The sequence below is a fragment of the Myxococcales bacterium genome (assembly GCA_022563535.1).
Taxonomy (GTDB): Bacteria; Myxococcota_A; UBA9160; order UBA9160; family UBA4427; genus DUBZ01.
Window position 1 is genome coordinate 35,548 of sequence record JADFNE010000024.1, and the last position, 24,172, is coordinate 59,719.

Genomic DNA, 24,172 nt, shown 5'->3' on the forward strand with positions numbered 1-24,172 from the left:
CCAGCAACTACACAGAACGACAAGGAAGTACGACGAAGCATGGATCTCAATTTTACATCCGAACAAATGGCTTTCCGTAGCGAAGCCCGAACCTGGCTGGAGAGCAACGTCCCTTCGGAACCGCTGCAGTCATTCGATACCAAGGTGGGCTTCGAAGAACACCGGGACTGGGAGCAAAAGCTCAACGCCGGAGGCTGGGCAATGGTTCCCTGGCCCGTCGAATACGGCGGGCGCGGGGCCAATCTTCTCGAGTGGCTGATTTTCGAAGAGGAGTACTACCGCGCCGGTGCACCGGCGCGCGTCAACCAGAACGGGATCTTCTTGCTCGGCCCCACCATCATGGAGTACGGAACCGACGAACAGAAGGCGCGCTTCTTGCCCGCGATGGCGTCGAGTGAAGAGGTCTGGGCCCAGGGTTGGTCCGAACCCAACGCCGGTTCCGACATGGCCAACATCCAGGCCAGCGCAATTCTCGACGGCGACGAATACGTGATCAATGGACAAAAGACCTGGGCCTCGCGTGGCGCCTACGCGCACTGGCTCTTTGGCATGTTCCGCACGGATCCCGATTCGAAGCGACACCACGGACTCACCTTCATCTTGTGTCCCCTCGACGCGCCGGGGATCACCGTGCGGCCGATCGAAAAATTGAGCGGCAAGGCGGCCTTCGCCGAGGTGTTCTTCGACAACGCCCGGGTCAAGGCCGAAAACCGTCTCGGTCCGATGGGCGAAGGCTGGGGGGTCGCGATGGCGACTGCGGGCTTCGAGCGCGGCTTGATGTTGCGCAGCCCCGCGCGTTTTCAGAACACCGCGCGCAAGCTCGTCGAACTTTATCGCGAGACTCATGCGCAAGGAGAACTCATCGACGCTTCCGTTCGCGATGGTGTCGCGCGTTGTTGGATGGACGCCGAGGCCTACGCGCTAAACACGTACCAAACGGTTTCACGCATGATGGCGGGAGGCAAGATCGGCGCCGAGGCGAGCTTGAACAAAATTTTCTGGTCCGAGCTCGACATTAAAATGCACGAACTCGCCCTCGAACTCCTCGGCTCGCGAGGCGAACTGCTGCCGAGCGCCCCCGCGGCAAAGGGTGTTGGCGATTGGCTCGACGGTTTCATCTTTGCCCTGGCGGGTCCCATTTACGCGGGCACCAACGAAGTGCAGCGCAACATCATCGCCGAGCGCATTCTCGGTCTCCCCAGGAAATAGTCGACATGGATTTCGGATTTACAGAAGACCAACAACTCCTGCAGCAAACCGTGCGCGACTTTCTCGAGGGTGAATGCACGGTCGAGCACGTGCGCTCGCTGTGGGACACTGAAACCGGGCGTAGCCCGGCGTTCTGGCAGAAGCTCGCCGAGATCGGGATATCGGGACTGCTGGTTCCCGACGAGCACGGGGGCCTGGGGATGAACGAGGTCGATATGGTTCTCGTCCTCGAAGAAACCGGTCGCGCGGCCCTCGCCGAGCCCGTGATCCACACCGCCTTCGTGGGGGTGCCGCTGCTGGTAGAAGCCGGGGACGAGGCGCTGGCAAAGAAATGGCTTCCCAAGGTCGCCGATGGCTCTGCGATCCTGGCCGTCGCCCACGCCCAAAGCCCCTTCGTGAGTGATGCCCACGTTGCCGACCTGCTCCTGCTCAACTCGGGGGACGCCGTCCACGCGGTCCCCCGGGCCGACGCAAGCGTCACCCCGCAGTCCGCCAACGACCCGGCAAAGCGAATTTTTACCGTAGACTGGACTCCGCGTTCCAAGATGCTGCTCGCGGATGGCGAAGCCGGAAAACAACTTCAAGCCAAAGCCTTCGATCGCGGTGCCCTGGCAAGCGCCGCCCAGTTGTTGGGCGTGGTGCAGCAGCTACTCGACATGGCCGTGCTCTACGCGACCCAGCGCAAGCAGTTCGGCGTACCGATCGGTTCGTTCCAGGCGGTGAAGCACATGCTCGCCGACGAGAAGGTCAAGATCGAATACGCGCGCGCCCTCGTGTATCGCGCCGCCGATTCGCTGGCCCACGATGTACCGAGTCGCGCGGTGGATGTGTCGATGGCGAAGATCGCCGGGGCGGAGGCCGCGGTATCGACGGCGAAGACGGCGCTTCAGGTCCACGGAGCGCTCGGCTATACCTGGGAGCAGGATCTTCACGTCTGGATGCGGCGCGCCTGGTCCCTCGATTCCGCCTGGGGAACTACGGCGTATCATCGCGCCCGGTTGGCAAATGGAGTGATCGACGGAAACAGTCCCGCGGTAAACTTCGGGTATCAAGCTCCCGCGGCATAGTGGAAAGGCATAGTGGAAGGCATAGTGGAAAGTAAAGCGAGGAGAGCAAGCATGGCAGAACAAGTTCCCGCAATCGAAGGATGGTTCACAACCGGTCCCGAGCCCAAGTTGCTCGGTAGCCAATGCAGTGGCTGCAAGACCTACTTCTTTCCCAAAGAGACGACCTACTGCCGCAACCCCGGCTGCCAGTCGACTGCGTTTGAAGAAGTGGAGCTGAGTCGCACCGGGACCATCTGGTCCTATACCGAGCACTACTACAAACCGCCGGCTCCCTACATCGCCGACGAGCCCTTCGAGCCCTACACGATCGCGGCGGTAGAACTCGCCGACGAAAAACTCGTGGTGCTCGGTCAAATGGCCGCCGGAGTCAATCACAGCGACCTCAAGGCGGGCATGCAAGTGGAACTCGTGGTTGAACGTGCTTACGACGTGGAAGACGTCGAGCACACCATGTGGAAGTGGAAGCCGCTCGCGGCCTGATCGGATTTTTCCGGCGAGGAGAAGACAGATGAGCAAGGACGTCGCAGTTCTCGGTGTGGGAATGCATCCCTGGGGCAAATGGGGAAAGAACTTTGTCGAATACGGCGTTGTGGCTTGCAACGCCGCACTCAAGGACGCGGGGATCGACTGGAAGGAAGTCGATTTCATTTCGGGCGCCGAGACTGTGCGCAACGGCTACCCGGGCTATGTCGCGGGCGCCACGTTTGCCCAGGCGCTCGGCTGGTCGGGCGCCTCGGTCGCGACTTCGTACGCCGCCTGCGCGTCCGGTGCCACCGGGATCAACGCCGCCCGCGCTCGCATCCTTGCCGGCATGAGCGACGTTGCACTGGTGATTGGTGCGGACACCACACCCAAGGGATTTCTCGCCCCCAACGCCGGCGAACGTTGGGACGATCCAGATTGGCTGCGCTTTCGCTTGATGGGTTGCACGAATCCCACCTATTTCGCCCTGTATGCGCGACGCCGCATGGATATTTACGGCGCCACCGAAGAAGACTTCGCCCAGATCAAGGTCAAGAATTCGAACCACGGCTTTACCAATCCCAACGCGCGCTATCGAAAACAGTTCACCATGGAAGAGGTGTTGGGTTCGAACATGGTGGCGGAGCCCCTGCGCCTGTTCGAAATTTGCGCGACCAGCGACGGGGCGGCGTGCGTGGTGCTCACCAGCATGGAATATGCACGCAAGCGCTCGCTCAAGCCCGTGCGGATCTCTGGGGTCTCGACCGTGACGCCGAAATTTCCGAGCACCGTGATCGAGATGCCGAATCTATCCACCGATTCGGCATACAGCGTTTCGGTGCCCGACATGGCGTTCCGAGATTCGATCGCAGCCGCGGCCTATGAAGAAGCGGGTATCGGCCCCGAAGACATGTCGCTCGCCGAGGTCTACGACCTTTCATCGGCCCTCGAACTCGACTGGTATGAGAACATCGGTCTGTGCAAGCCCGGTGAAGCCGAGAAACTTTTGCGCGACGGCGACACCACGATCGGGGGTCGCATCCCCGTCAACCCGAGCGGTGGGCTGGCGTGCTTTGGAGAAGCGGTTCCCGCCCAGGCGATTGCGCAGGTGTGTGAGTTGGTCTGGCAGTTGCGCGGAGATGCGGGAGATCGTCAGGTCGAAGGCGCCACGGCGGGAATCACCGCCAACCAGGGACTCTTCGGTCATGGATCGTCGGTGGTCTGCACGCGCTAGTCGCGAGCCCTGCACACGGATCCGGAACGGAGCAAGGCAAAGAGCCGAGAGGAATTTGGAGCATGCCAGAGGCGTACATCGTCGACGCGGTTCGTACCCCGGTGGGGAAGAAAAAGGGAAGCCTCGCGGCGGAACATCCCGCCGATCTCGGTGCGCATGTCCTCAAGGCGCTGATTGAGCGAAACGACATCGACCCGCTCGCGGTCGAAGATGTGGTGTTCGGTTGCGTCGACACGATTGGTCCGCAGGCGGGCGACATTGCGCGCACCTGTTGGCTCGCGGCCGGATTGCCCGAAGAAGTGCCGGGGACGACGATCGATCGTCAGTGTGGTTCTGCCCAACAGGCGCTGCACTTCGCCGCCCAGGGGGTCATGAGTGGCACGCAAGATGTGGTGATCGCCGGCGGCGTGCAGGCCATGAATCTGATCCCCATTTCCTCCGCCATGACCTGTGCCGAGGGACTCGGCTTCAGCGACCCCTTCTCCACCAGCAAGGGTTGGGTCGAGCGCTACGGCACGGTCGAGGTTTCGCAGTTCAACGCGGCGGAGATGATCGCGGAAAAGTGGGACATCAGCCGAGAGGACATGGAGAAGTTTGCCCTGGAGAGCCACCGGCGAGCTCTCGCTGCGATCGCGGCAGGGCGTTTCAAGCGAGAGATCATCCCTTACGGTGACATGGACACCGATGAACCGCCCCGAGAGTCGAGTCTGGAGAAGATGGCGTCACTGCGGACCCTGGTCGAAGGCGGCCGCCTGACCGCAGCGGTATCGAGTCAGATTGCAGACGCGTCGGCTGCGCTGCTGATCGTTTCTGAAAGAGCGCTCGAGCAACACAATTTGACCCCCCGCGCGCGGATCCATCATATGAGCGTTCGCGGTGCGGATCCGATCTGGATGTTGACGGCTCCGATTCCCGCAACGGCCTACGCGATGGAAAAGTCCGGGATGAAGCTTTCGGAGATCGATCTCATCGAGATCAACGAAGCCTTTGCTTCGGTGGTGCTCGCATGGCAGAAGGAAACGGGCGCGGACCTCGACAAGGTCAACGTGAACGGGGGTGCGATCGCATTGGGTCATCCGCTTGGCGCAACCGGTGCCCGCTTGATGACCACGATGCTCCACGAACTCGAACGCACCGATGGACGCTACGGTATGCAGACGATGTGCGAGGGCGGGGGTCAGGCCAACGTCACGATCATCGAACGGCTCTAGCCGACAGTTCTAGCGGGCACGAAAATCGAAGAGGCGAAGATATAGATGACCAGCAAAATTTGTCAGGACCGCGTCGTCATCGTGACGGGTTCAGGCCGGGGGATCGGACGCGCCCACGCGCTCGAGTTCGCGCGCCAAGGGGCGAAGGTCGTGGTCAACGATCTCGGCGCCGAAGCCGATGGCCAGGGAAACTCAACGGGACCCGCGGGGGAGGTGGTCAACGAAATTCGAGCCATGGGAGGCGAGGCCGTGGCCAATGGCGCCGACGTCGCCGATTTCGAAGCTGCACGCGAATTGGTCAAGACCGCGATCGATACCTTTGGACGCCTTGACGTCGTCGTGAACAACGCGGGTTTCTTGCGCGACCGTATGTTCTTGAAGATCTCCGAAGACGAGTGGGACGCGGTAATCCGGGTTCATCTCAAGGGACACTTTTGTGTGAGCCGTCACGCCGCCGAGTATTGGCGCAACGAATCGAAGGCTGGCAACCCGGTGGATGCGCGCATCATCAACACGAGCTCTGGCGCCGGCCTGCAGGGCAGCGTCGGACAATCGACCTACTCGGCGGCCAAGGGAGGCATCGCCACCTTGACCCTGGTCCAGGCGGCAGAACTCGGACGCTATGGCGTCACGGCCAATGCCATCGCCCCGGCGGCGCGCACGCGCATGACCGAGGCAATCTTTAGCGACATGAAAGCACCAGAAGACGGCGAATTCGACGAGAGCGCCCCCGAGAACATTTCGCCCCTGGTCGTGTGGCTGGGGAGCAGCGAGTCGCGGGAAGTCACCGGGCGGGTATTCGAAGTGAAGGGCGGCATCATCGGCACTTCCGATGGCTACCGAGACGGACCCATCGTCGACAAGGGCGGGCGCTGGGAACCCGACGAAGTCGGCGCGGCGGTTCAACAAGTGCTCGAAAAGTCGCCGATCCCTCAAAAGGTATTCGGTACCTGAGCAGCAGTGCTTGCACGAACTGGCGAGGCGGGAAAGCAGGGAAAATGAACTTCGCGTTCAACGAAGAACAGGAAGAATTGCGATCGATGGCGCGGACGTTTCTCGACGAAAATTCGGGCAGCGAACAGATCCGCAATGCCATGGAGAGCGAACTCGGCTACGACCCCGAGGTCTGGCGCCAGATCGGCGCCGAGTTGGGTTGGACCTCGGTCCACATTCCCGAAGAGTACGGGGGCCTGGGGCTTGGCTATGTCGAACTCGTAGCCCTGATGGAAATCATGGGCGGCTCGCTCTTGTGCGCGCCGTTCTTCTCGAGCGTTTGCCTCGCCGCCAACGCACTGTTGGTCGCCGGTAGCGAAGAACAAAAGAAAGAGTACCTGCCCGGCATCGCCGCGGGCACAACTCGGGCGACCCTCGCCTACTCGGGTTCTTCTGGCAGCTGGGATGCGTCGTCGGTCGAAGTCGTGGCCAGGCGCACCGGTGATGAGTTTGTGCTGCACGGCAAGACGTCTTTCGTGGTCGACGGTCATTGTGCAGATCTCATCATCGTGGCTGCGCGGAGTGACGGGAGTGTCGGGCGAGAGGGCGTGAGCTTGTTTGTCGTTCCCGTCGGCACTCAAGGCTTGCGTCGCAAGTTGCTTCCCACCATGGACCTGACCCGTCGTCTGGCGGAGATTGAATTCGACGAGATGCGTTTGCCAGCATCGGCACTCTTGGGAGAGGAAGGGGGCGGCTGGCCAGGGCTCTCGCGGACCCTCGACCTCGCAGCAATCGCGTTGGCGGCCGAACAAGTGGGCGGGGCCCAGCGCTGTCTCGATCTCGCCGTCGCCTACGCGAAAGAACGCGAACAGTTCGGTCGTCCCATCGCATCCTTCCAGGCCATCAAGCACAAATGTGCCGACATGATGGTGAAGGTCGAATCGGCACGGTCCGCAGCCTACTATGCGGGATGCGCCGTCGCCGAGGGCAATGAAGCCGAACTCGACACCGTAGCCCCGCTGGCGAAGGCCTATTGTTCGGACGCGTATTTTCAAGTTGCGGCCGACTGTATTCAGATTCACGGCGGAGTGGGCTTTACCTCGGAGTACGACGTCCACCTGTATTTCAAGCGAGCGAAGTCTTCGGAATCGCTGCTCGGCGACGCGACGTTCCACCGCGAACTCCTCGCACAACGCATCAATCTCTAGCAGTCCATAGCAACGGTCGCATAGTAAGGAAGAACAGGGAGAAACTCGGGTCATGAACAACCCTCTCGATTTTTCGGGCCAGGTCGTGATCGTCACCGGTGGGGGGCGCGGCGTCGGACTGGGAATTACGACGCGGTTCCTGGAAGCCAATGCCGACGTCGTCATCTGCGGTCGCAATGAACTGAAAAGCATTCCGGAAGTGGGCGGGCGCAAGGCGGAGTTCATCACGGCCGACGTGCGCGAAGTCGAACAAATCGAAAGCGTGGTGTCCTTTGCCAAGCAGCGCTTCGGTCGCCTGGATGTGCTGGTGAACAACGCGGGCGGCGCACCCGAGGCTGAGGCCGCGACCGCTTCCCCGCGATTCTCCGAGGCGATCATTCGCCTGAATCTCATGGCACCTTTGAACTTCGCCCAACAGGCCAATGCCGTCATGCAGGAACAGGATACGGGTGGCGTGATCATCAACATCGCGAGCGTGAGCGGAACCCGCCCATCCCCCGGCACCGCCGCCTACGGGGCCGCGAAGGCGGGGCTTTTGAGTCTGACCCAGAGCCTCGCGGTTGAATGGGCGCCCAAGGTGCGGGTAACGGGGATCATCGCCGGCATGATCCGCACGGAGCTTGCACATCTCCACTACGGTGACGAAGAAGGTGTTGCGGCAGTCGCGGCTACGGTGCCGCTCGAGCGCATGGGTGAGCCTGCGGATGTTGGCAATACCTGCCTGTACCTGGCGTCTTCCCTTGCGAGCTACGTGAGTGGGACCAGCGTCTGGGTACACGGTGGCGGAGAGAAACCCGCGTTTCTCGATGCGGCCAAGAACAAGTCCGACGCTGGCAGCTCGAAGTAGCAACCGAAGCCAAGAGAGGAAGAAGCGACATGGCGACGATCTTCAACAGTCCCGCCGATCTCGAGGCTGCGGTTGGCAAGCAGCTCGGAGTGAGCGAGTGGTTGGAAATTGACCAGGCTCGTATCGACAAGTTTGCCGATGCAACCGGCGATCACCAATGGATTCACGTCGACCCCGAGCGCGCGAAGAACGGCCCCTTCGGTTCGACAATTGCCCACGGCTACCTGACCCAATCTCTCGTCAACTACTTCCTGCCTCAGATCATTGAGGTGAAGGGTATTTCAATGGGAGTGAACTACGGCGCCGATCGCCTGCGCTTCCCCGCACCGGTGCCGGTCGGCTCGCGGCTCCGAGGAAGTGCGGAGTTGATCAAGGTCGAAACCGTCAAGGGTGGAGCCGTGCAGACCACCGTTCGGGTCACGGTAGAAATCGAAGGCAGCGAGCGCCCCGCCTGCGTGATCGACACGATCAGTCGATACTATCCCGAGTAATTCCGCAACCAATGGCTACGCGACGATTCAAGGCTCCGCGCTACCCCGGACCTTTTGTTCCATGATTTTCTTCACTCGAGCGACCTCGTCTGGACGTTCTTCCATTTTGTACAAGAAGCCCAGATACCGGTAGATGGGTGCGAAATCGGGATGCGTATCGGCCATCGCCTCGAGTATTGCGATGGCTTCTCCCGGGGTCTTTAGATGTCCACGCATGCGAGCCAAAAATTTGTTCCAGATTGGTATCGGGGAATTCCCCGTATGGACTTTGCCCATCAGGTCGAGGATTTCGAGATACAGAGGCAGTACCAGTTTGGGATCGGGTCCATACTGGCCGGACTCGAACGCTTGTCCGGCCGTGACCACGTAGCCGAGGGCTTCGAGTCTTGCAACGTCTGCTTCGTCGAGGTCTGTCATGGTGGGTACCGCGAGTAGCGCATTCTCCCCTCGGAGTGCCTGCAATTGTTGCTTCAGCTCGCCGGCCTCTCGTCGTCGCTCGGAAAAGATGTTGTGCGCTTCCAGCGGATCCCGTTCCAGATCGAATAGCTCTGGATTGGGTCCGTCGATGTACTTGAGGGAGCCGCGATACAATGCGGCGAGTCCCGCCCAACCAAAACGCGCCTGGCCTTCCACGGCCTCTGCGATCACTGCCCTGTCGGGATCCTGTGCTTGTGTGAGATCGACGCCGTCGAGCGGCTGAGGAACATTGAGTCCCAGCAATGAAGCGATCGTCGGCAAGATGTCCACCTGGGAAACTCTCGTATTCACATGACGGCCGCTTCCAATCACTCCCGGTGCATGCATGATGAGTGGAATCCGAAGCGTTGCTTCATACACGAAGTAGGAGTGGGTTCGCTCGCCGTGTTCTCCCAAGGATTCCGCGTGGTCTGCGACTATGATGATCAGCGGTTCGTCTTTGCTCGTTGCCCTCACCTTATCGAGGAGGCGGCCGAGTTCGTGGTCCATGAAGGCGATTTCGCCGTCATAAGGGTGCGGGTTCTGATCCAAGAAGGGAGCGGGGGGTTCGAGGGAATGATGGGGATCAAAGTAGTGGACCCAGAGAAAGTACGGCCGCGAGGACTTTGTCTCGAGCCACTCGATCGCCTGCCGAGTGGTGTCGTCGCCGCGACGTTGGGCATATCCAAACACCGTGGTAGGCGAACCCATCTCGTCGTCGTAGTGAGAAAATCCCTGGTTGACACCGAATTGTTTGGCCAAAACAAATGCCGAGATGAACGCCGCGGTGTCGTAGTCGTTCTCTCTCAGCATCTCGGCGATCGTGCGATGTTCTTCAGCGAGGACATAGACGCCGTTTGCGCGCGCGCCGTGGTGGTGCGGATATAGTCCGGTAAAGATCGAAGCGTGGGTGGGGAGCGTTGCGGAAGCTGTCGCGATGGCGTTAGAGAAGATCACACCCTCGGCAGCCAGGCGATCGAGGGTTGGAGTCTTGATGTTGTCATTCCCGTAGCAGCCCAGCCGGTCGGGCCGGGTCGTATCCAGGGTGACGAGAATGACATCGCGACCCCGCATTGCGCCCGGAGACGCGGGGATGGCCGGAACGGTGATTGCGTCTGCGGAGACTTTGAGAGGGATCATCGGGATTGGAGCCGAGAGATGCCGACCGCCTTCCTTCATGTAGCTGATCAACGACATCACGATGAACGACACTGAGACGAGACGAATCAACAAGGTACGTCGAGAGTCCTTGTTGCTCCCCCGCTCCTCGTCCTCCTGGTTGTCCACTTCCATCAGCTTCGCATTCTCATGGGGTACGATGTTAGCAGCTCATTGATGAACGTTTAGGACGCCGAGTACGCATCGAAAGGAAAGCGAGAAATCGACCGACACTCGGCTAAACTAACTCCTCATCCAAATTGGGAAATGAAATGAAGAGCCAGTGGTCTGACGCGGACGCTAAAGCGATGATCGATCGCTACGCGGACGACTCTGTAAACGAAGACCTCGCCCTGCGGGTCTACACCTCTCGCTTGATTGGGCAGGACCCCGCACTGGTGCTGCACGGGGGCGGAAACACTTCGGTCAAGACGCGCCTGCCCGACGATCTGGGTGAGCCCATCGATGTCCTGTGTGTGAAGGGGAGCGGCTGGGATCTCGGCGACATCGAGCCCGCCGGCCTGCCCGCCGTGCGCTTGTCTTCGCTGGGAGCCTTGCGCGAACGCGATTCACTCAGTGACGAAGACATGGTCAATGCCCAGCGGATCCGACTTTTGAACGCAGCGGCCCCAAATCCTTCCGTCGAGACTCTGCTGCACGCATTTCTGCCCCACAAGTTCATCGACCACTCTCACGCGGACGCGATCCTGAGCATTGTGGATCAGCCCGACGCCGAACAGATCTGTCGCGATATCTACGGTGAGCGACTGGCCATTGTGCCCTACGTGATGCCGGGCTTCGATCTCTCAAAGCTGGCCGCGCAAGTGCACGAAGCCAACCCTGAGGCCGAGGGGCTCTTGTTGTTACAGCATGGCCTGTTTACCTACGGCGACACCGCAAAGATTTCCTACGAGCGTCACATTCGTGCGGTCGACGAAGCAGAGCAGTGCATTGCGAACCGCGGAGCGGCCATCACTGTGCCACGGCGTCCCGATGTCAACTACACGACGTTCGCGCCGGTGCTGCGCGGGCTGCTCGGTGAGGGGGAGCGCCGCTATGTCCTGTGTCTAAGGACCTCCGAGAAGATCCGCGCATTTGTCGATCGCCCGGAACTCGCGAGCTGGTCCCAGCGCGGTGTCGTGACCCCTGACCACGTCATTCGCACCAAGCGTGTGCCGATGTTGCTGGAACTCGACGTCGTCGACACCAAGAACACCAAGAACACCAAGAACACCGGGTCATTGGATCTGGACGACGTACAAAAGCGAATTCGAACTCAGCTGGACGACTATCGCAATGCCTACCGGGCTTATGTCAAAGAGCAGGTGGACGGGCGCGGGCTCGAGGTCAAATCGCTCGATCCCGATCCGCGAATCGTGCTGGTGCCAGGCCTGGGAATCATCGCCGTCGGGGCATCGCCTCGGGCCGCGCAGATTGCCGCCGATGTCTACGAACACACGGTCAACACGATTACCGACGCAGAAGCGGTGGGAACCTTTCAGGCGCTGCCCAATGCGGATCTTTTCGACATGGAGTACTGGTCACTCGAGCAGGCCAAGCTCGGCAAGGCCAAGCCACTTCCTCTCGCCGGACGCGTGGTTTTGATCACTGGCGCTGCCGGCGGGATCGGTGAGGCCGTGGCGCGAGCCTTCGCACGAGAGGGTGCTTCTATTTATCTGGTCGATCGAGACGCCGAGGGTGTGGCGCGGGTGGCCGATGCTTTGGGGGCGGCCCACGAGGCCCTGGATTTGACCGACGCCGCTGCCGTGGCGGATTGCGTCGAACGTATCGTTGCACTGCACGGCGGTGTCGACGGCGTGGTGTCCAACGCGGGGACCGCTCCCCAGGCGGACATCGATACCTGCGATCCCGAACTGTTGCGTGAGAGCCTCGAAATCAATCTTCTATCTCATCAGTGGGTTGCCCAGTCAATTACCGCGCGGTTGCGCGCACAGGGGACTGGAGGCTTCTTGCTCTTCAACGCATCGAAGGCGGCTTTCAATCCGGGCAAGGGCTTTGGTCCCTACGCGATTGCGAAGGCGGCATTGGTGGCCCTCACAAAACAATACGCCCTCGAATGTGGTGGCGACGGGATCCGCGCCAACGCGGTAAACGCCGACCGCATCCGCACCAGCCTGCTCGACGCCGATGACGTCACCCGCCGCGCCGAAGCGCGCGGACTCAGCGCAGACGAATACTATCGAGCGAATCTATTGGGAGCAGAGGTAACGGCGGACGATGTCGCAGAGGCGTTTTTGAACCTCGCGCTCGCGCGAAGCACGACCGGCTGCATCGTCACGGTGGACGGGGGAAACATTGCGGCCTCTCCGCGCTGACTCCTAGAGCTTCACCGTTTCGTGTAACCAGAAGCCCGTGCGACTACCGCGGCCCGCGTCGCCTCACTCTCATGTGAACCCCTGAGCAGCTACGTCCCCAGTTCTATCCGCGAAGTTTCCAAACGGTACAGCCGAACCCGATTCGGATCGATAAACCGGTTGTGGGAATTTACCCGACAGGTCACCGGGCACGCGAGAATCATCGGGCCATCGGCTGCGCAAGAGCCATGGCGTTCGCCCTTGTTTGGACCGTATTTCTCGCGGGAGATGTTGCGGCAGAACTGACGAAGCCAGACACGAGCGAACCTACTCCCGATCCCCGCATGATCGAAGCCAGTTCACTCCTTTCCGACCGCGCATCGCACGATCGCGCAATCGAACTCTATCGCGAGGTCCTGGCCGGTGATCCTGCTCATCGGATGTCCAGGTTGTGGCTCGCTCGAGTTCTATCTTGGGGAGGAGACTACGAAGAATCCCTCGCGCAGTACCGCGAGATCGCCCTGCGCGAATCCGACCCGCCCTGGGCGCAAAAGGAAGCGGCGGATGTCCTCACCTGGTCGGGGCGTTACGAAGAAGCGTTTTTAATCTACGCGAGTCTTCTGGAGCGACATCCGGACGACTTTGATCTCAACCTTGCGCTCGCCCGGGCTTACGGTTGGGGAGGGCGTACGAAAGAGGCCATGCGCGCGTTCCGGCGCACCCTCCAAATTCGCGACGATGTCAGTGTGCGGAAAGAACTGGCGAAACTCTCACAAGCTGCATCAAAAGCCGCGAAGACAGATTCGAATCGGGGTCAGGGTCTCGGAACATTCCTTCGCGACAGTGACAACCTCGAAATTTGGCGGGAGGTTGCGGGGACTCACTACAAGCTCGGCGACAATTCGAGCGTGGAGGCGCATCTCGGCTACACGCGCATCGGCGCCGACCCGCGCGTGCCCGGGGCTCGCGATCTCTTTCAGGCCTTCGATTGGGATTTTGCCCTGCGGCGTTCGCTCAACCCAGTGTTTCTCGCTCGGCGCCTCGAGATCGAAGTCGGCCTGGGAGCGCGTCACTGGGATCATGCCAAGGATCAATTCGTCGTTCGCAGTCGCGTCGAATACAGCCCGAGCGCGACCACGGCTTTTGCTGCGTCCCTCGAGCACGGCGACTTTCTCGATACATCCGCGTCTCTGGAAGCGGTGCGCCGCGGTCTTTCCCGCACGAGCCTGGCTGCTTCGTGTTGGCAGAGTCTCGGGGGCGCGAACTCGGTCTTTGGGATTTTTACCGCGACCTTTGTAAGCGACGCCAACGAAGCCTTGTCTACCTACCTGAGTGCAACGACTGCGCCCTGGTCCGGACATTCACTTCGGTTGTCTCTTTCGGCCAACTCCATCAGCTATACGGGAAGGAGCGACCACTACTACGATCCCGTCATGGACATCGGCACAATGTTGAGTGCGAGCGTGCGTTATCCCGAAACCGGCGGCTTGTATCTTCGCGCTGATGTCGGGATCGGATTTGGCTACGCGAAGCAAGACGGGGTGTCTGGCTCCGGTTTCACCTATCGCACGGAGTTGGGCACACGACTGGAATTGCGCGACTGGTGGTTCGATCTCAGCGGCTACCGGGCCGAGTCTCAACGGGCCAGCGTCTACACGACCCACGGTGCCCACGCGCGGTTGGGGCGAAGCTTCTAGTCGTGGGGCCGACCGCCCTGGGCGCGCTAGTTGCAGTCGTCGCGCTGAACGGGTTCAGGCAACTGCTCCGCGAAATCAAAAACACGGGGATCAAGGTCCTGCCCTTGTCCGAAGTGTTCGACGCGTGCGAGACGGCACGCTGCGCCCTACCCGATTCTCGAGATACGATCAGCCCGGCTGAGTGATGCGCGGCAGGCTGACACAGAAACGTGCCCCGCCATCGCTACCGGTTTCGATGTGAATCGATCCACCGGCACCTTCGATCAGTTTCTTGGTAATCGCCAGCCCCAATCCCCCCGCCCGGTCGTCATGGGTCGAGAAGAAGGGCTCGAACAAACGGTTTCGCATCGATTCGGATACCCCTGCGCCCTGATCCTCGACGCTGAACTCTACCTTGGTGTCGAATCGTTGGGCGCGCAGGGTCACGCGACTCGAAAAGGGCGCAGCCTCCAGGGCGTTGAGCATCAGGTTCAGCAGAATTTGGCGCAGGGCATCTTCATCGATTGCGATGTCGTCGGTCGCAAGGTCGATCTCGGTCGAAAGCTTTATGTTGCGTTCCGCCGCCCGCTGTTTGAGCAGACTGAGTAGAGAAGAGAAAACCCGCTCGAGATCTGCGGTGTCATGGGCGGTTTCGCTCGCGACACGATTGGTCGCCGGTCGCGCGTGTTCGAGCAGCGTGTCGAGCAGGCGCTCCATGCGCTGGAGTTCTTCGAGGACGACACTGCGAAATTCTCCCTGAAAATCTGGATCATCGAGATGATCGGGCAGCAGGTGCAGGAAGGTCTTCACCGAAACCAGCGGATTGCGAATCTCGTGCGCGACTTCGGCCAGCAGGCTCCCCATCGTGGCCAATCGATCGAGGCGGCAGACCTCGGCGTCGAGTTCGGTAATGCGCGCGAGTGCAGTTGCGGCGGCGGCAGGAGTGCGGAGCCGGGCGACGGTTGCGCCGAGTGCCGCGAGGGTGCGGGGTCGAACGCCCCCCGGTGGATCGTCCGGGCCGCCGAGCAGCACCATGGCGATTCGCTCGTTGCCAGTGGAAACCAGCGGCATTGCGCAGCTCATGTCATAGCGCGCTGCCAACTGTGCAAGCGCGCTCGGAGCGTCAGATGCTCCGAGATCAATCGGCTGATCCGTTGTCCAAAGAGTTTCGAGTGCCGCGAGGGCATTTGCGTCAGGGGATTTGGGCGAGGTGGTGTCGCGGTAGGCCGCCGCGATCACATAGGGTTCCCCCTGCGGTCGCCACGCCCAGGCGCAGACCCGGAGGCTTCCGGTGGTTTCGGCGAGTCGCCGCAGCGCATCCGCGAGCAAGCTCTGGAGATCTCCAGAGTCGACGTACCCCAGCCGCGATTCGCACGGCTGGGTACGCTCGCTCCCAGGCGTTGACTGGTGCCTGGGATCGATCTCGAACATGGTTGTTTTACCACCCCCCATAGGCAATTAGCTACCTCAATCGGCTGCGATCTGCGACCCCCGTGCGCGATTGGGGCCGATCAAAAGAAGTCTTCTCGAATCGTGCGCTGGGTGTCGCCGGCTGATTTGCGGGTTGTACTCGACTCGGTGGGTTCGGTCCCTTCGAGGAAGGGCTGGAAGTATGCGTCTGTGGTTGTCCGGTCGGCGAGCAGGCCATTGGCCCGGTCTATGCGGACCGTAACGATGTGATCTGGTTCTTGAAAATTGAGCACGGGACGGCCCGCGAGGGCGGCTTCCATGTAGTCGACCCAGATGGGCGCCGCGGCGCGCGAGCCGGTTTCGCCCCAGCCCAGAACGGTCGAATCGTCCCGTCCGACCCATACCCCGGTCACGATGTCGGGAGAGAAGCCCATGAACCAGGCGTCTTTCTGATCGTTGGTGGTCCCCGTCTTCCCGCCCAGCGGCCGCCCGAGTTTGCGCAGACGCCAGCCCGTGCCCCGAGGATCTTTCACCACCGCCTGCAGCAGATCACACATCAAATAAGCGTCGGCCTCCGAGATGATCTGATCCGTCGGCACGATCTCGGCATCGGGATAGCCGCCACCAATCCCCAGCGCCAGATCCTCTTCGTTGGCCGGACCATCGTCATCGGTTTCGGTGCCTTCGTCAGTCACGAATTGAAGCGGTCGCAACACCGGGGGTGGTTGCGGACCCAGGGGAACGTCCTCGAGCAGTACATTGCCGTTGCGGTCGGTGACACGAGTGATAAAGCGGGGAGTGACGCGCCGTCCGCGATTGGGAAAGACCGCGTACGCACTGGTGAGTTCCACAAGCCCGACCGAACTGGAACCGAGTGCCAGCGACAAGTCGCGGCTCAGCGGCGATTGAATGCCGAGCCTGCGCGCGTAGTCGATCACATAGTCCACACCTACGTCGCGAAACAGGTGAACGGTTGCATTGTTGACCGATCGCACCAACGCCGTGCGCATCGGCATGGGTCCGTAAAAATGTCGGCCGTAGTTCTGGGGACGCCAGACAAAGCCCGACACCGGGTCTTTGTAGACCGCGGGCCGATCGTAGAGGGTGGACACCGGCGTATAGTCGCGTGAGAGCGCGGCACCGTAGATGAATGGTTTGAAGGCAGAACCCGGCTGGCGCAGCGCTTGAGTGGCGCGGTTGAACTGGCTGCGATCGTAGTCGTAGCCCCCGACCATTGCGCGTACGTCCCCGGTTGCGACCTCCATCGAAAGCAGCGCGCCCTCGACGAGGGGATCCTGATAGATCGTGACCCGTACGAGTGGAGCAGATGCGGGTTCGTCCTCCGCGACTTCGTCCAGCAGCTCCGAAACCGTGTCTTCCAGTTCGAGAGCTGCCACTTCGCTTTCGTCGGCATTTTCGTCTTCGAGTTCCGGTTCTTCCGTGGAAACCAACGGGTCGCCTTCCAGACGGATGAAGTTTGCGACGTCGCCCACCGCAAAGATGTCCTCGATGTCCTTGACCGGTCGCGGTCGCCGCTTGACGTCCGCTTCGCGCGCCCAGCTGACGTCTTCGAGCGCAACCTGGCCTTCGACGCGATGCGCGAAAGCGATGCGGGCGGTGTCGCGCTCGGGGTCGACACTCACCACGACGCCCTGCACTTGTTGGCCGACTTCGATGGGTTTGGGCAGCTCGGGCACGATCGCACCTTCCTTCGCGCCACCCTGTAGCCAGTCGATGGAGTTTTCGACCGCATTCACCAGGCTTTCAATCGGAACGGATCCAATATCACCCCCTTCATTCCCCGTGCCGTCTCCGACCTCGAGGTCATTGATTTGCGCGAGCTTGTCAATTTCGATGTTGAGGTCGAACACCGACACCTGGTGCAAGGGCCCGCGGTAGCCGCGACGCTGGTCGTGTTCGATGAGCCTTGCCCGGACCGAGGCGCGCGCGATTTTTTGCAGCTCGATGTCGAGCGTGGTCTCGATCACCAGCCCCCCGCTGAGTACGCGTTCGCCGCCCAGGCGTTCGAACAGGTAGCGGCGTACTTCTTCGGTGAAATGTTTGGCCGCGATGAAGTCGAGATTGCGTTTGCGCACCGCCAGCACGGGCGGCTTCGCCAACTCTTCTCGATATACCTCTTCGCTGATGATCGTGTCTTCGCGCATGCGCCTGAGTACGTAAACACGCCGGTTCTCGGCCAGATCCGGATTGACGAACGGCGAATAGGCAGATGGGCGCTGGGGCAGACCCGCCAACAGCGCAGATTCAGAAATCGTAAGCTCACTCGCGGGTTTGTCGAAGTAGGTCGCGGCCGCTTCGCCGATCCCCCAGGCGCCCGAGCCGAAGTAGATCTGATTCAGATACAGATAGAGGATCTCGTCTTTGGTGAAGTGGCTCTCGATCTTTCGCGCCAGCACCATCTCGCGGAGCTTGCGCGAGAAGCGCCGTTCGGGGCTGAGCAGCATCTGCTTGACCAGCTGCATGGTGATCGTGCTGGCGCCCTGCTTGATGCCGCCGGCGCGGATGTCCACCCAGGCGGCGCGCAGGATCGACACATAGTCGATCCCACCGTGCTCGAAGAAGTGGCTGTCCTCCGCGGCCACGAAAGCGAGGCTTGTGTGCTCGGGCAACGATCCCAGCGGTACCATGACCCGCCGCTCGGTCGCAAAGCGACCGATGAGCACGCCCTTGTGATCCAGCACGCGGCTGGTCAACGGTGGCTGATAATCTTCGACGGTACGTAAGTCGGGGAGGTCCTGCAGGAACGTGACGTAGACGAATGCGCCGCCCGCGCCCGCGCCAAATGCCAGCAAAAGCACGAGCGAGAGCAGAACCCGGAACCCCCCGGCCCGGATGAAAGCCATGCGAACTCCAATAGTTATCCTACCCTAGCCGAGGCTGGCCCAGCTGCGCTAGAGGTTTGAACGAGCATTCTCGGCAGTGGCCCAGGCCCGGTCCTCGATCGGCATGTCGAGATCGGTGATTAGAGATCAATAGAGAATTCAACGAAGCGGCGCTTTGCACGCACTCCTTCGAAACCGCTCGGGATAAGGACGTTCACGATGCGACCCCGCCAGCTCACAATGGCATTCGTCATGGACCCTGTGACGCAGCTGGATATTTCCGCAGACACCACCTTTGTGCTGATGCTCGAAGCTCAGCGGCGGGGCCACGAGGTGCTGTACGTCGACCAGGCGGATCTGTCGATCGAAAACGGCCAGGCGGCTGCGCTCGTGACGCCCGTGACGCTGCGAGTCGAAGAGGAAAATTTTGTCGACCTGGGCCCCGCGCGCCGGGTGATTCTCGATGACGAGGTCGACGTCGCCTTTCAGCGCAAGGATCCGCCGGTAGACCCGGCCTATATCGCCGCCACCCAGATCCTCGGCACATGTCGCAAGACTCTCGTCCTGAACCGCCCCGAGGCGATTCTCGCGTTCAACGAGAAGCTCTTCGCCCTCCACTTCCCCGACCTCATGCCCAGGACCACGGTGACTCGCAGCATCGCTGAACTGCAGAGCTTCATGGAAGCTCTGGGTGGCGAGATGATCGTGAAACCCCTGAACGGCAAGGGTGGCGAGGGGGTTTTTCATCTGGTGGCGGGAGAGAAGAACATTTCGTCGATCCTCGAACAGTCGACCCAGTTCGAGACCAGCCTGGTGATGGCCCAGGAGTATCTCCCCGCGATTCGCCTGGGCGACAAACGGATATTGCTGCTCGAGGGCGAAGCCATTGGCGCTGTCCTGCGGGTGCCAGCGGACGCCGAGGTTCGCGCAAACCTCCACGTAGGCGCCCGGGCTGAAAAGGCGGACCTCTCTCCGGCCGATCGCGAGATCATCCGCCGGCTGGGCCCGATCCTCAAACGCGAAGGCCTGTTCTTCGTGGGGATCGACGTGATCGGCGACCGTTTGACCGAGATCAACGTGACGAGCCCGACGGGAATTCAGGAAATCAACGCCCTCGATAGCGCGTGTCTGGAAGCGAAGGTGATCGATGCGGTCGAAGCCCGGGTCGCAGCCGGCGCGGGAGACGCCGATGGATGATTTCGCCGCCGAGGATCGCGAGGCATCTGGCAAGCGCTACGGGATATTGATCGTCGACGACGAGGAGGCAATTCTCGAATCCCTCGAGTTTACGCTCGGTACCGAGTATCGCGTTTTTGTCGCGACCAACGGACGCGATGGTCTTGCGATATTCGACGCCGAAGAGATTGCCCTGGTGATCGCGGACCAGAACATGCCCGGGATGAGCGGCGTCGAGTTTCTCGAAAAGGTGATCGAGCGCGACGTGCGGGCCATCCGCATGATGCTCACCGGCTACGCCGATATTTCATCCCTGGCCCGAGCGATCAACAGCGGTCGCATCTATCGCTACATCACCAAGCCGTGGGAACCCGACGAGCTGCGGATCAACGTAAAGCGCGCGCTGGAATCCTACGCGCTCAGCAGTGAAAACAGCTCACTCGCCGGGGCGCTCGCCGAGGCCAACGAGCGACTGCAGGCCGAGAACCGCTATCTGCGAGACGAGGTCGAGCGCCGCTACTCGTTCGAGGGGATCGTCGCCGACAGCCCAGCGATGCAGCGGGTTTTCGAAATCATGAGGAAAGTCGCGGAAACCGATGCCACGGTGCTGATCACCGGCGAAACCGGCACCGGCAAGGAACTCGTCGCCCGGGCCATCCACTACACGGGGGCTCGACACGAGCAACGCTTTGTCGCCCAAAATTGCGCGGCACTGCCCGACACCCTGCTCGAGAGCGAACTCTTCGGTCACCGCAGAGGCGCGTTCACCGGGGCCCATCGGGACAAAAAGGGTCTCTTTGAAGCGGCCGACCGTGGGACGATCTTTCTGGACGAGATTGGTGAGACCGAGCCGGGCATGCAGGTGCGTCTGTTGCGCGTGCTGCAGGAGGGTGAGATCCGGCCGATTGGTTCGTCCGACACGCTCCAAGTCGACGTGCGCGTGTTGGCCGCCACCAACAGTGATTTGGAGGCCCTGGTCCGGGAGGGCCGCTTCCGCGAAGACCTTTTCTATCGCCTGAGAGTGGTCGAGATCAAGGTCCCGCCCCTGCGCGAACGGCGCAGTGACATTCCCGCCCTGGCTCAGCATTTCCTCGAAGGGGCGAACAAACGCATGCAGCGCCAGCTTTCGGGCTTTAGCAACGCTGCGATGGAGCTTCTCACCGCCAACGCCTGGCGGGGCAATGTGCGCGAACTGGAAAACGAAATCGAGCGCGTCGTGGTCTTGGCCGGGGAGGAGGAACAGGTCTCGGTCGAGATGCTCTCGGGGCACATCCGCGGTGGTCGCTCCGAGGTCTTGGCGAGCGAAGTTGGCGACGACGGAATCCTGGACTGGAATCTCAATCACGCGGTGGACAACATGAAGCGCCACATGATCATGGCCGCGATGCGCGAGACCGGGAGCAAGACCCGGGCTGCCGAGCGCCTGGGCATCCCCCGTCAATCATTGCAGAAGATGATGAAACGTCTGGGTCTGACCGACGCGACCGTCGACGGTTGAGCGCCGCTCCCGCGATCGATCCGCCAGCCCCAAACACTGTCAGGACTCTTTTCCAAGTGAGTTTCGATCGATCTTCGCGCCTTGCGAACTTTCTCTTCCCCAACTCGATCTCGGTGTGTATTGTGAGCTACGTGCCGGAGATCATCCAGACCGCGGACTTCGAAACCAAGATAGGAACGATCCGCATCGCGTCTTCCGAGCGCGGACTGGTGTACCTGGGCTTCCCGCTGAACAACGGTCGCGGTTACGGGGGATGGCGACAGCGCTTCGCGCCCGGGTGCAAAACCGTAAACAACGAGAGCGTGAATCAGCCGATTTACGAGCAGGTGGTCGAGTTCATCGCGCATGAGCGGACGGATTTCGAGTTTCCCATCGACCTGCGGGCCACAGCGTTTCACGAGAAGATCTTCAAGATCGTCTCAGAGATCCGATACGGCGAGACGCTTTCCTACAAAGAAGTCGCCCAGATTGCCGGGGATGAAAAGTTGGTCCGCGCAGTGGGTGCAGCGCTCGGCGCAAACCCCATTTCCCTGGTCATCCCGTGCCATCGCGTCGTGGGCAGTGGTGGAAAATTGCAGGGCTATTCCGGGGGCATTCAGATGAAAGCCAGGCTCCTCGCCGCCGAGCAGACGGGGCCGGCAAACGGGCGCTTGTTCTAAGCTCTGTTGACAGCCTGTTGAAAAACCCTTTGAAGCCTGTCTCGCAGGCCCGTCAGTCCGCGCTGCCGAGTGCGGCAATCCCCCGCAGGAGGCCCGGAAGGCTGATCTCCTCGCCGAGTTCCTTCCACTCGATACGTCGCCCTTCGTCGGTAATCTCGAAGTTTTTCAGCACTTTAGCCGAGGCTTCGACGAGCCCGGGGAACCAGTCCAGGGGCACCTCGAGTGCATCTCCGTCGGCCAGTTCAACCGTGAGCGTGTCGCCGTCGATTCTGACATTTGTCGCGCGAGGACCTCGATCGACCGGTGGTTTGGACATGAGCTGAACCCCCAAAATCGAGTGATTTCGACGGCAAACGGTAGCGCGAAACGAAAATCCTTCGATGGGTGCGCGAGCACCGCCGGGTCGACGCCAAATTAAAGCGAAATGATGTCTTCGCTGATGTAGGCCGCCTTGCCCGTCTCGGTCGCGACCAACCAATAGTGGGGCTGGGATTCTCGGGGGCTCTGCCAGGACGCGGGATCGCACAGGATTTCCGGAGCCTTCTCTTGGGAAATCTGAGTGTAGCCCCCCCTACCCGGTCGATCGGCGTGGGCGGGAGTCATCTCCAGGCGGACATGCTGCTTTTTCACCAGCGGCAGACAAGCCGCCACACAGGCTTCGAATATTTCTTCGCTGCTGGCATCGCTCTGCCGGGTCTGCATTGCCGCCAACAACTCGGACAGCCCGCAGCGGTCGCCGTCACCGCTCGAAACCACATAGGAGGCGATGTAGTTGAGGTCGATCATCGATCGCCCCTGGCACTCAAACTTGATCTAGCGCCTGTTCGAGGTCCGCGATGAGATCGTCCTTGTCCTCGATCCCACAGGCAAAGCGCACCAGCGAGTCGGTAATGCCGATCGCAAGGCGCTCTTCCTTCGGGTAGTCCCAAAACGACATCGTCACCGGCAATTCGATCAGGGATTCGACCCCTCCGAGGCTTGGCGCCTGATAGGGGATGCGAGTCGCATCGATGAAGCGGATCGCACCTTGGAGGTCGGTTTCGATCTCGAAGGTTACCACCCCGCCGTAGCCGTGCATTTGCCTGGCCGCGACCTCGTGGTCGGGATGACTCTCGAGCCCCGGGTACCACACCTGCCGCACCTTCGGGTGATTCTCCAAATATTCGGCGACCGCCTGGCCGTTCGTATTATGGCTCGCCATGCGGATCGCGAGGGTCTTGAGCCCGCGCAGCAACAACCAGGCACCGTGGCTATCGATGATGCCCCCCAGAACCCCCAACGCTTTGCGCACAGGATCGACGAGATCTCGACTGCCCGTGAGGGTTCCCGCGAGCAAATCGTTATGACCACTCAGGTACTTCGTCGCGCTGTGGAGCACGAGGTGCGCTCCGTCGCTGAGAGGTGTGTGATTGACCGGAGTTGCGAAGGTCGAATCGATCACGATCTTCACGCCGTGTTCGTTCGCAACCTCGACCACCGCCTGGACGTCGACCACCCGCAAGTAGGGATTGGTGGGTGACTCGGTAAAGAAGATCTCGGTGTTGGGACGAATTGCGGCCTTGAAGGCTTCGGTGCTTCCCGGTTCGATGATCGATACTTCGACGCCCATGCGACTCAAGAACTGGTCGATGAACTGTCGCGTGCGCCGATAGCAATCGCTGGTCACCACCAGGTGGCTACCCGTCGGAAGCAGGGCCATGAAGGTCGTGGTCGCGGCGCACATTCCAGACGCGAAGAGGACAGATTCTTCGCCGCCCTCGAGTTCAGAAAGCTTGCGCTCGACTGCTCGCCAGGTGGGATTGCCGTAGCGCCCGTATTCTTCGCGGTGAGACTTGCCTTCCTGGTAGTCGATGACTTCCTGGGAATTCTCGAACCAAAAAGTCGAGGTCTGGTAAATGGGAGTCGTGATCGCGTTGGCTTCCTGCTGGCGCAGCTCTCCCGCGTGGACGGAATCGGTCGCCTGCCCTCGCTTCGAAGGCTGGTCGCTCATCGGTCTTTCTCTTTCTCTTCTTGCGGACGCCGCGGAGGGCGCCCGGCTGTGGCGCTTAGCACGTCGGCGGGTGGTCCGAGGGCCTGCAAGCGCCTGAAATCGTCCCCGTATCGTTCGAACCTGAGCTTGCGAGCCTAGCGCACTTCCCGGGCGCCGACCGAGGCGGGTGGTACGATGCGGCCCGTGCCCGAAGCGATCCGGAAACACGTCCTCGTCGCGATTGGCGGAGCCGTAGAGCAAAGCGACAGCCTCACCCGCACAGATCTTTTCGCCTCGAATTTCAACATCCTGCACCGCCGTCCGGGCAAAACCGCGATAGGGCGTATAGA

At 61.1% G+C, this 24,172-nt stretch carries 20 protein-coding genes; 14 read left to right on the plus strand and 6 right to left on the minus strand.

Features of this window, described 5'->3' with window-relative positions; translation table 11 throughout:
* Positions 1-39: 39 nt before the first annotated feature.
* The 9 genes from IH881_09665 (at position 40) to IH881_09705 (ending at position 8,662) form a co-directional block, all read left to right on the plus strand.
* Entirely contained in the window at positions 40-1,209 is a 1,170-nt protein-coding gene (locus IH881_09665) for an acyl-CoA dehydrogenase family protein (protein MCH7867952.1), read from the plus strand.
* Between the two features lie 5 nt (positions 1,210-1,214).
* The gene (locus IH881_09670) at positions 1,215-2,276 is read left to right on the plus strand and encodes an acyl-CoA/acyl-ACP dehydrogenase (protein ID MCH7867953.1); all 1,062 of its coding nucleotides are present in this window, start codon (positions 1,215-1,217) and stop codon (positions 2,274-2,276) included.
* Positions 2,277-2,327: 51 nt separating this feature from the next.
* Positions 2,328-2,756: an OB-fold domain-containing protein gene (locus tag IH881_09675; GenBank protein ID MCH7867954.1), complete on the plus strand. Its 429-nt coding sequence runs from the start codon at positions 2,328-2,330 to the stop codon at positions 2,754-2,756.
* A gap of 28 nt (positions 2,757-2,784) precedes the next feature.
* Positions 2,785-3,972, plus strand: a complete 1,188-nt coding sequence (locus IH881_09680; GenBank protein ID MCH7867955.1) for a lipid-transfer protein — start codon at positions 2,785-2,787, stop codon at positions 3,970-3,972.
* 62 nt (positions 3,973-4,034) lie between these two features.
* Positions 4,035-5,183: an acetyl-CoA C-acetyltransferase gene (locus IH881_09685; protein MCH7867956.1), complete on the plus strand. Its 1,149-nt coding sequence runs from the start codon at positions 4,035-4,037 to the stop codon at positions 5,181-5,183.
* Between the two features lie 45 nt (positions 5,184-5,228).
* Positions 5,229-6,137, plus strand: a complete 909-nt coding sequence (locus IH881_09690) for an SDR family oxidoreductase (protein MCH7867957.1) — start codon at positions 5,229-5,231, stop codon at positions 6,135-6,137.
* Between the two features lie 44 nt (positions 6,138-6,181).
* Positions 6,182-7,324 carry an acyl-CoA/acyl-ACP dehydrogenase gene (locus IH881_09695; GenBank protein ID MCH7867958.1) on the plus strand — a complete coding sequence of 381 codons (1,143 nt, stop codon included), beginning with the start codon at positions 6,182-6,184 and terminating at the stop codon, positions 7,322-7,324.
* A gap of 52 nt (positions 7,325-7,376) precedes the next feature.
* Complete coding sequence (locus IH881_09700; protein ID MCH7867959.1) at positions 7,377-8,171, plus strand: SDR family oxidoreductase; 795 nt, start codon at positions 7,377-7,379, stop codon at positions 8,169-8,171.
* A gap of 29 nt (positions 8,172-8,200) precedes the next feature.
* On the plus strand, positions 8,201-8,662 hold the full coding sequence (locus IH881_09705) for a MaoC family dehydratase (GenBank protein ID MCH7867960.1): 462 nt from the start codon (positions 8,201-8,203) through the stop codon (positions 8,660-8,662).
* Positions 8,663-8,689: 27 nt separating this feature from the next.
* On the opposite strand, the gene IH881_09710 is transcribed toward IH881_09705, so the two are convergent.
* A complete protein-coding gene (locus IH881_09710; GenBank protein MCH7867961.1) occupies positions 8,690-10,411 on the minus strand; it encodes a sulfatase-like hydrolase/transferase in 1,722 nt (573 codons plus the stop codon).
* A gap of 137 nt (positions 10,412-10,548) precedes the next feature.
* Here IH881_09710 and IH881_09715 point away from each other — a divergent pair, with 137 nt between their 5' ends.
* Complete coding sequence (locus IH881_09715; GenBank protein MCH7867962.1) at positions 10,549-12,612, plus strand: bifunctional aldolase/short-chain dehydrogenase; 2,064 nt, start codon at positions 10,549-10,551, stop codon at positions 12,610-12,612.
* A gap of 227 nt (positions 12,613-12,839) precedes the next feature.
* Positions 12,840-14,288, plus strand: a complete 1,449-nt coding sequence (locus IH881_09720; GenBank protein MCH7867963.1) for a tetratricopeptide repeat protein — start codon at positions 12,840-12,842, stop codon at positions 14,286-14,288.
* A gap of 168 nt (positions 14,289-14,456) precedes the next feature.
* On the opposite strand, the gene IH881_09725 is transcribed toward IH881_09720, so the two are convergent.
* The gene (locus IH881_09725) at positions 14,457-15,698 is read right to left on the minus strand and encodes a GAF domain-containing sensor histidine kinase (GenBank protein ID MCH7867964.1); all 1,242 of its coding nucleotides are present in this window, start codon (positions 15,696-15,698) and stop codon (positions 14,457-14,459) included.
* Positions 15,699-15,778: 80 nt separating this feature from the next.
* Positions 15,779-18,541, minus strand: a complete 2,763-nt coding sequence (locus IH881_09730) for a PBP1A family penicillin-binding protein (GenBank protein MCH7867965.1) — start codon at positions 18,539-18,541, stop codon at positions 15,779-15,781.
* 198 nt (positions 18,542-18,739) lie between these two features.
* On the opposite strand from IH881_09730, the gene gshB reads away from it, so the two are divergent.
* The 3 genes from gshB to IH881_09745 are packed head-to-tail and all read left to right on the plus strand — an operon-like array spanning position 18,740 to position 21,853.
* Positions 18,740-19,717: a glutathione synthase gene (gshB, locus tag IH881_09735; protein MCH7867966.1), complete on the plus strand. Its 978-nt coding sequence runs from the start codon at positions 18,740-18,742 to the stop codon at positions 19,715-19,717.
* A complete protein-coding gene (locus IH881_09740; protein MCH7867967.1) occupies positions 19,710-21,194 on the plus strand; it encodes a sigma-54-dependent Fis family transcriptional regulator in 1,485 nt (494 codons plus the stop codon). Before gshB ends, IH881_09740 begins: the two co-directional genes overlap by 8 nt.
* 56 nt (positions 21,195-21,250) lie before the next feature.
* Entirely contained in the window at positions 21,251-21,853 is a 603-nt protein-coding gene (locus IH881_09745) for a methylated-DNA--[protein]-cysteine S-methyltransferase (GenBank protein ID MCH7867968.1), read from the plus strand.
* A gap of 52 nt (positions 21,854-21,905) precedes the next feature.
* Here the strand turns inward: IH881_09745 and IH881_09750 are convergent, their stop codons facing one another.
* From IH881_09750 to IH881_09760, 3 genes are all read right to left on the minus strand, one after another.
* Positions 21,906-22,169, minus strand: a complete 264-nt coding sequence (locus tag IH881_09750; protein ID MCH7867969.1) for a DUF2442 domain-containing protein — start codon at positions 22,167-22,169, stop codon at positions 21,906-21,908.
* A gap of 98 nt (positions 22,170-22,267) precedes the next feature.
* Complete coding sequence (locus tag IH881_09755) at positions 22,268-22,639, minus strand: hypothetical protein (GenBank protein MCH7867970.1); 372 nt, start codon at positions 22,637-22,639, stop codon at positions 22,268-22,270.
* 16 nt (positions 22,640-22,655) lie between these two features.
* On the minus strand, positions 22,656-23,843 hold the full coding sequence (locus IH881_09760; protein MCH7867971.1) for an aminotransferase class I/II-fold pyridoxal phosphate-dependent enzyme: 1,188 nt from the start codon (positions 23,841-23,843) through the stop codon (positions 22,656-22,658).
* Positions 23,844-24,172: the final 329 nt, after the last annotated feature.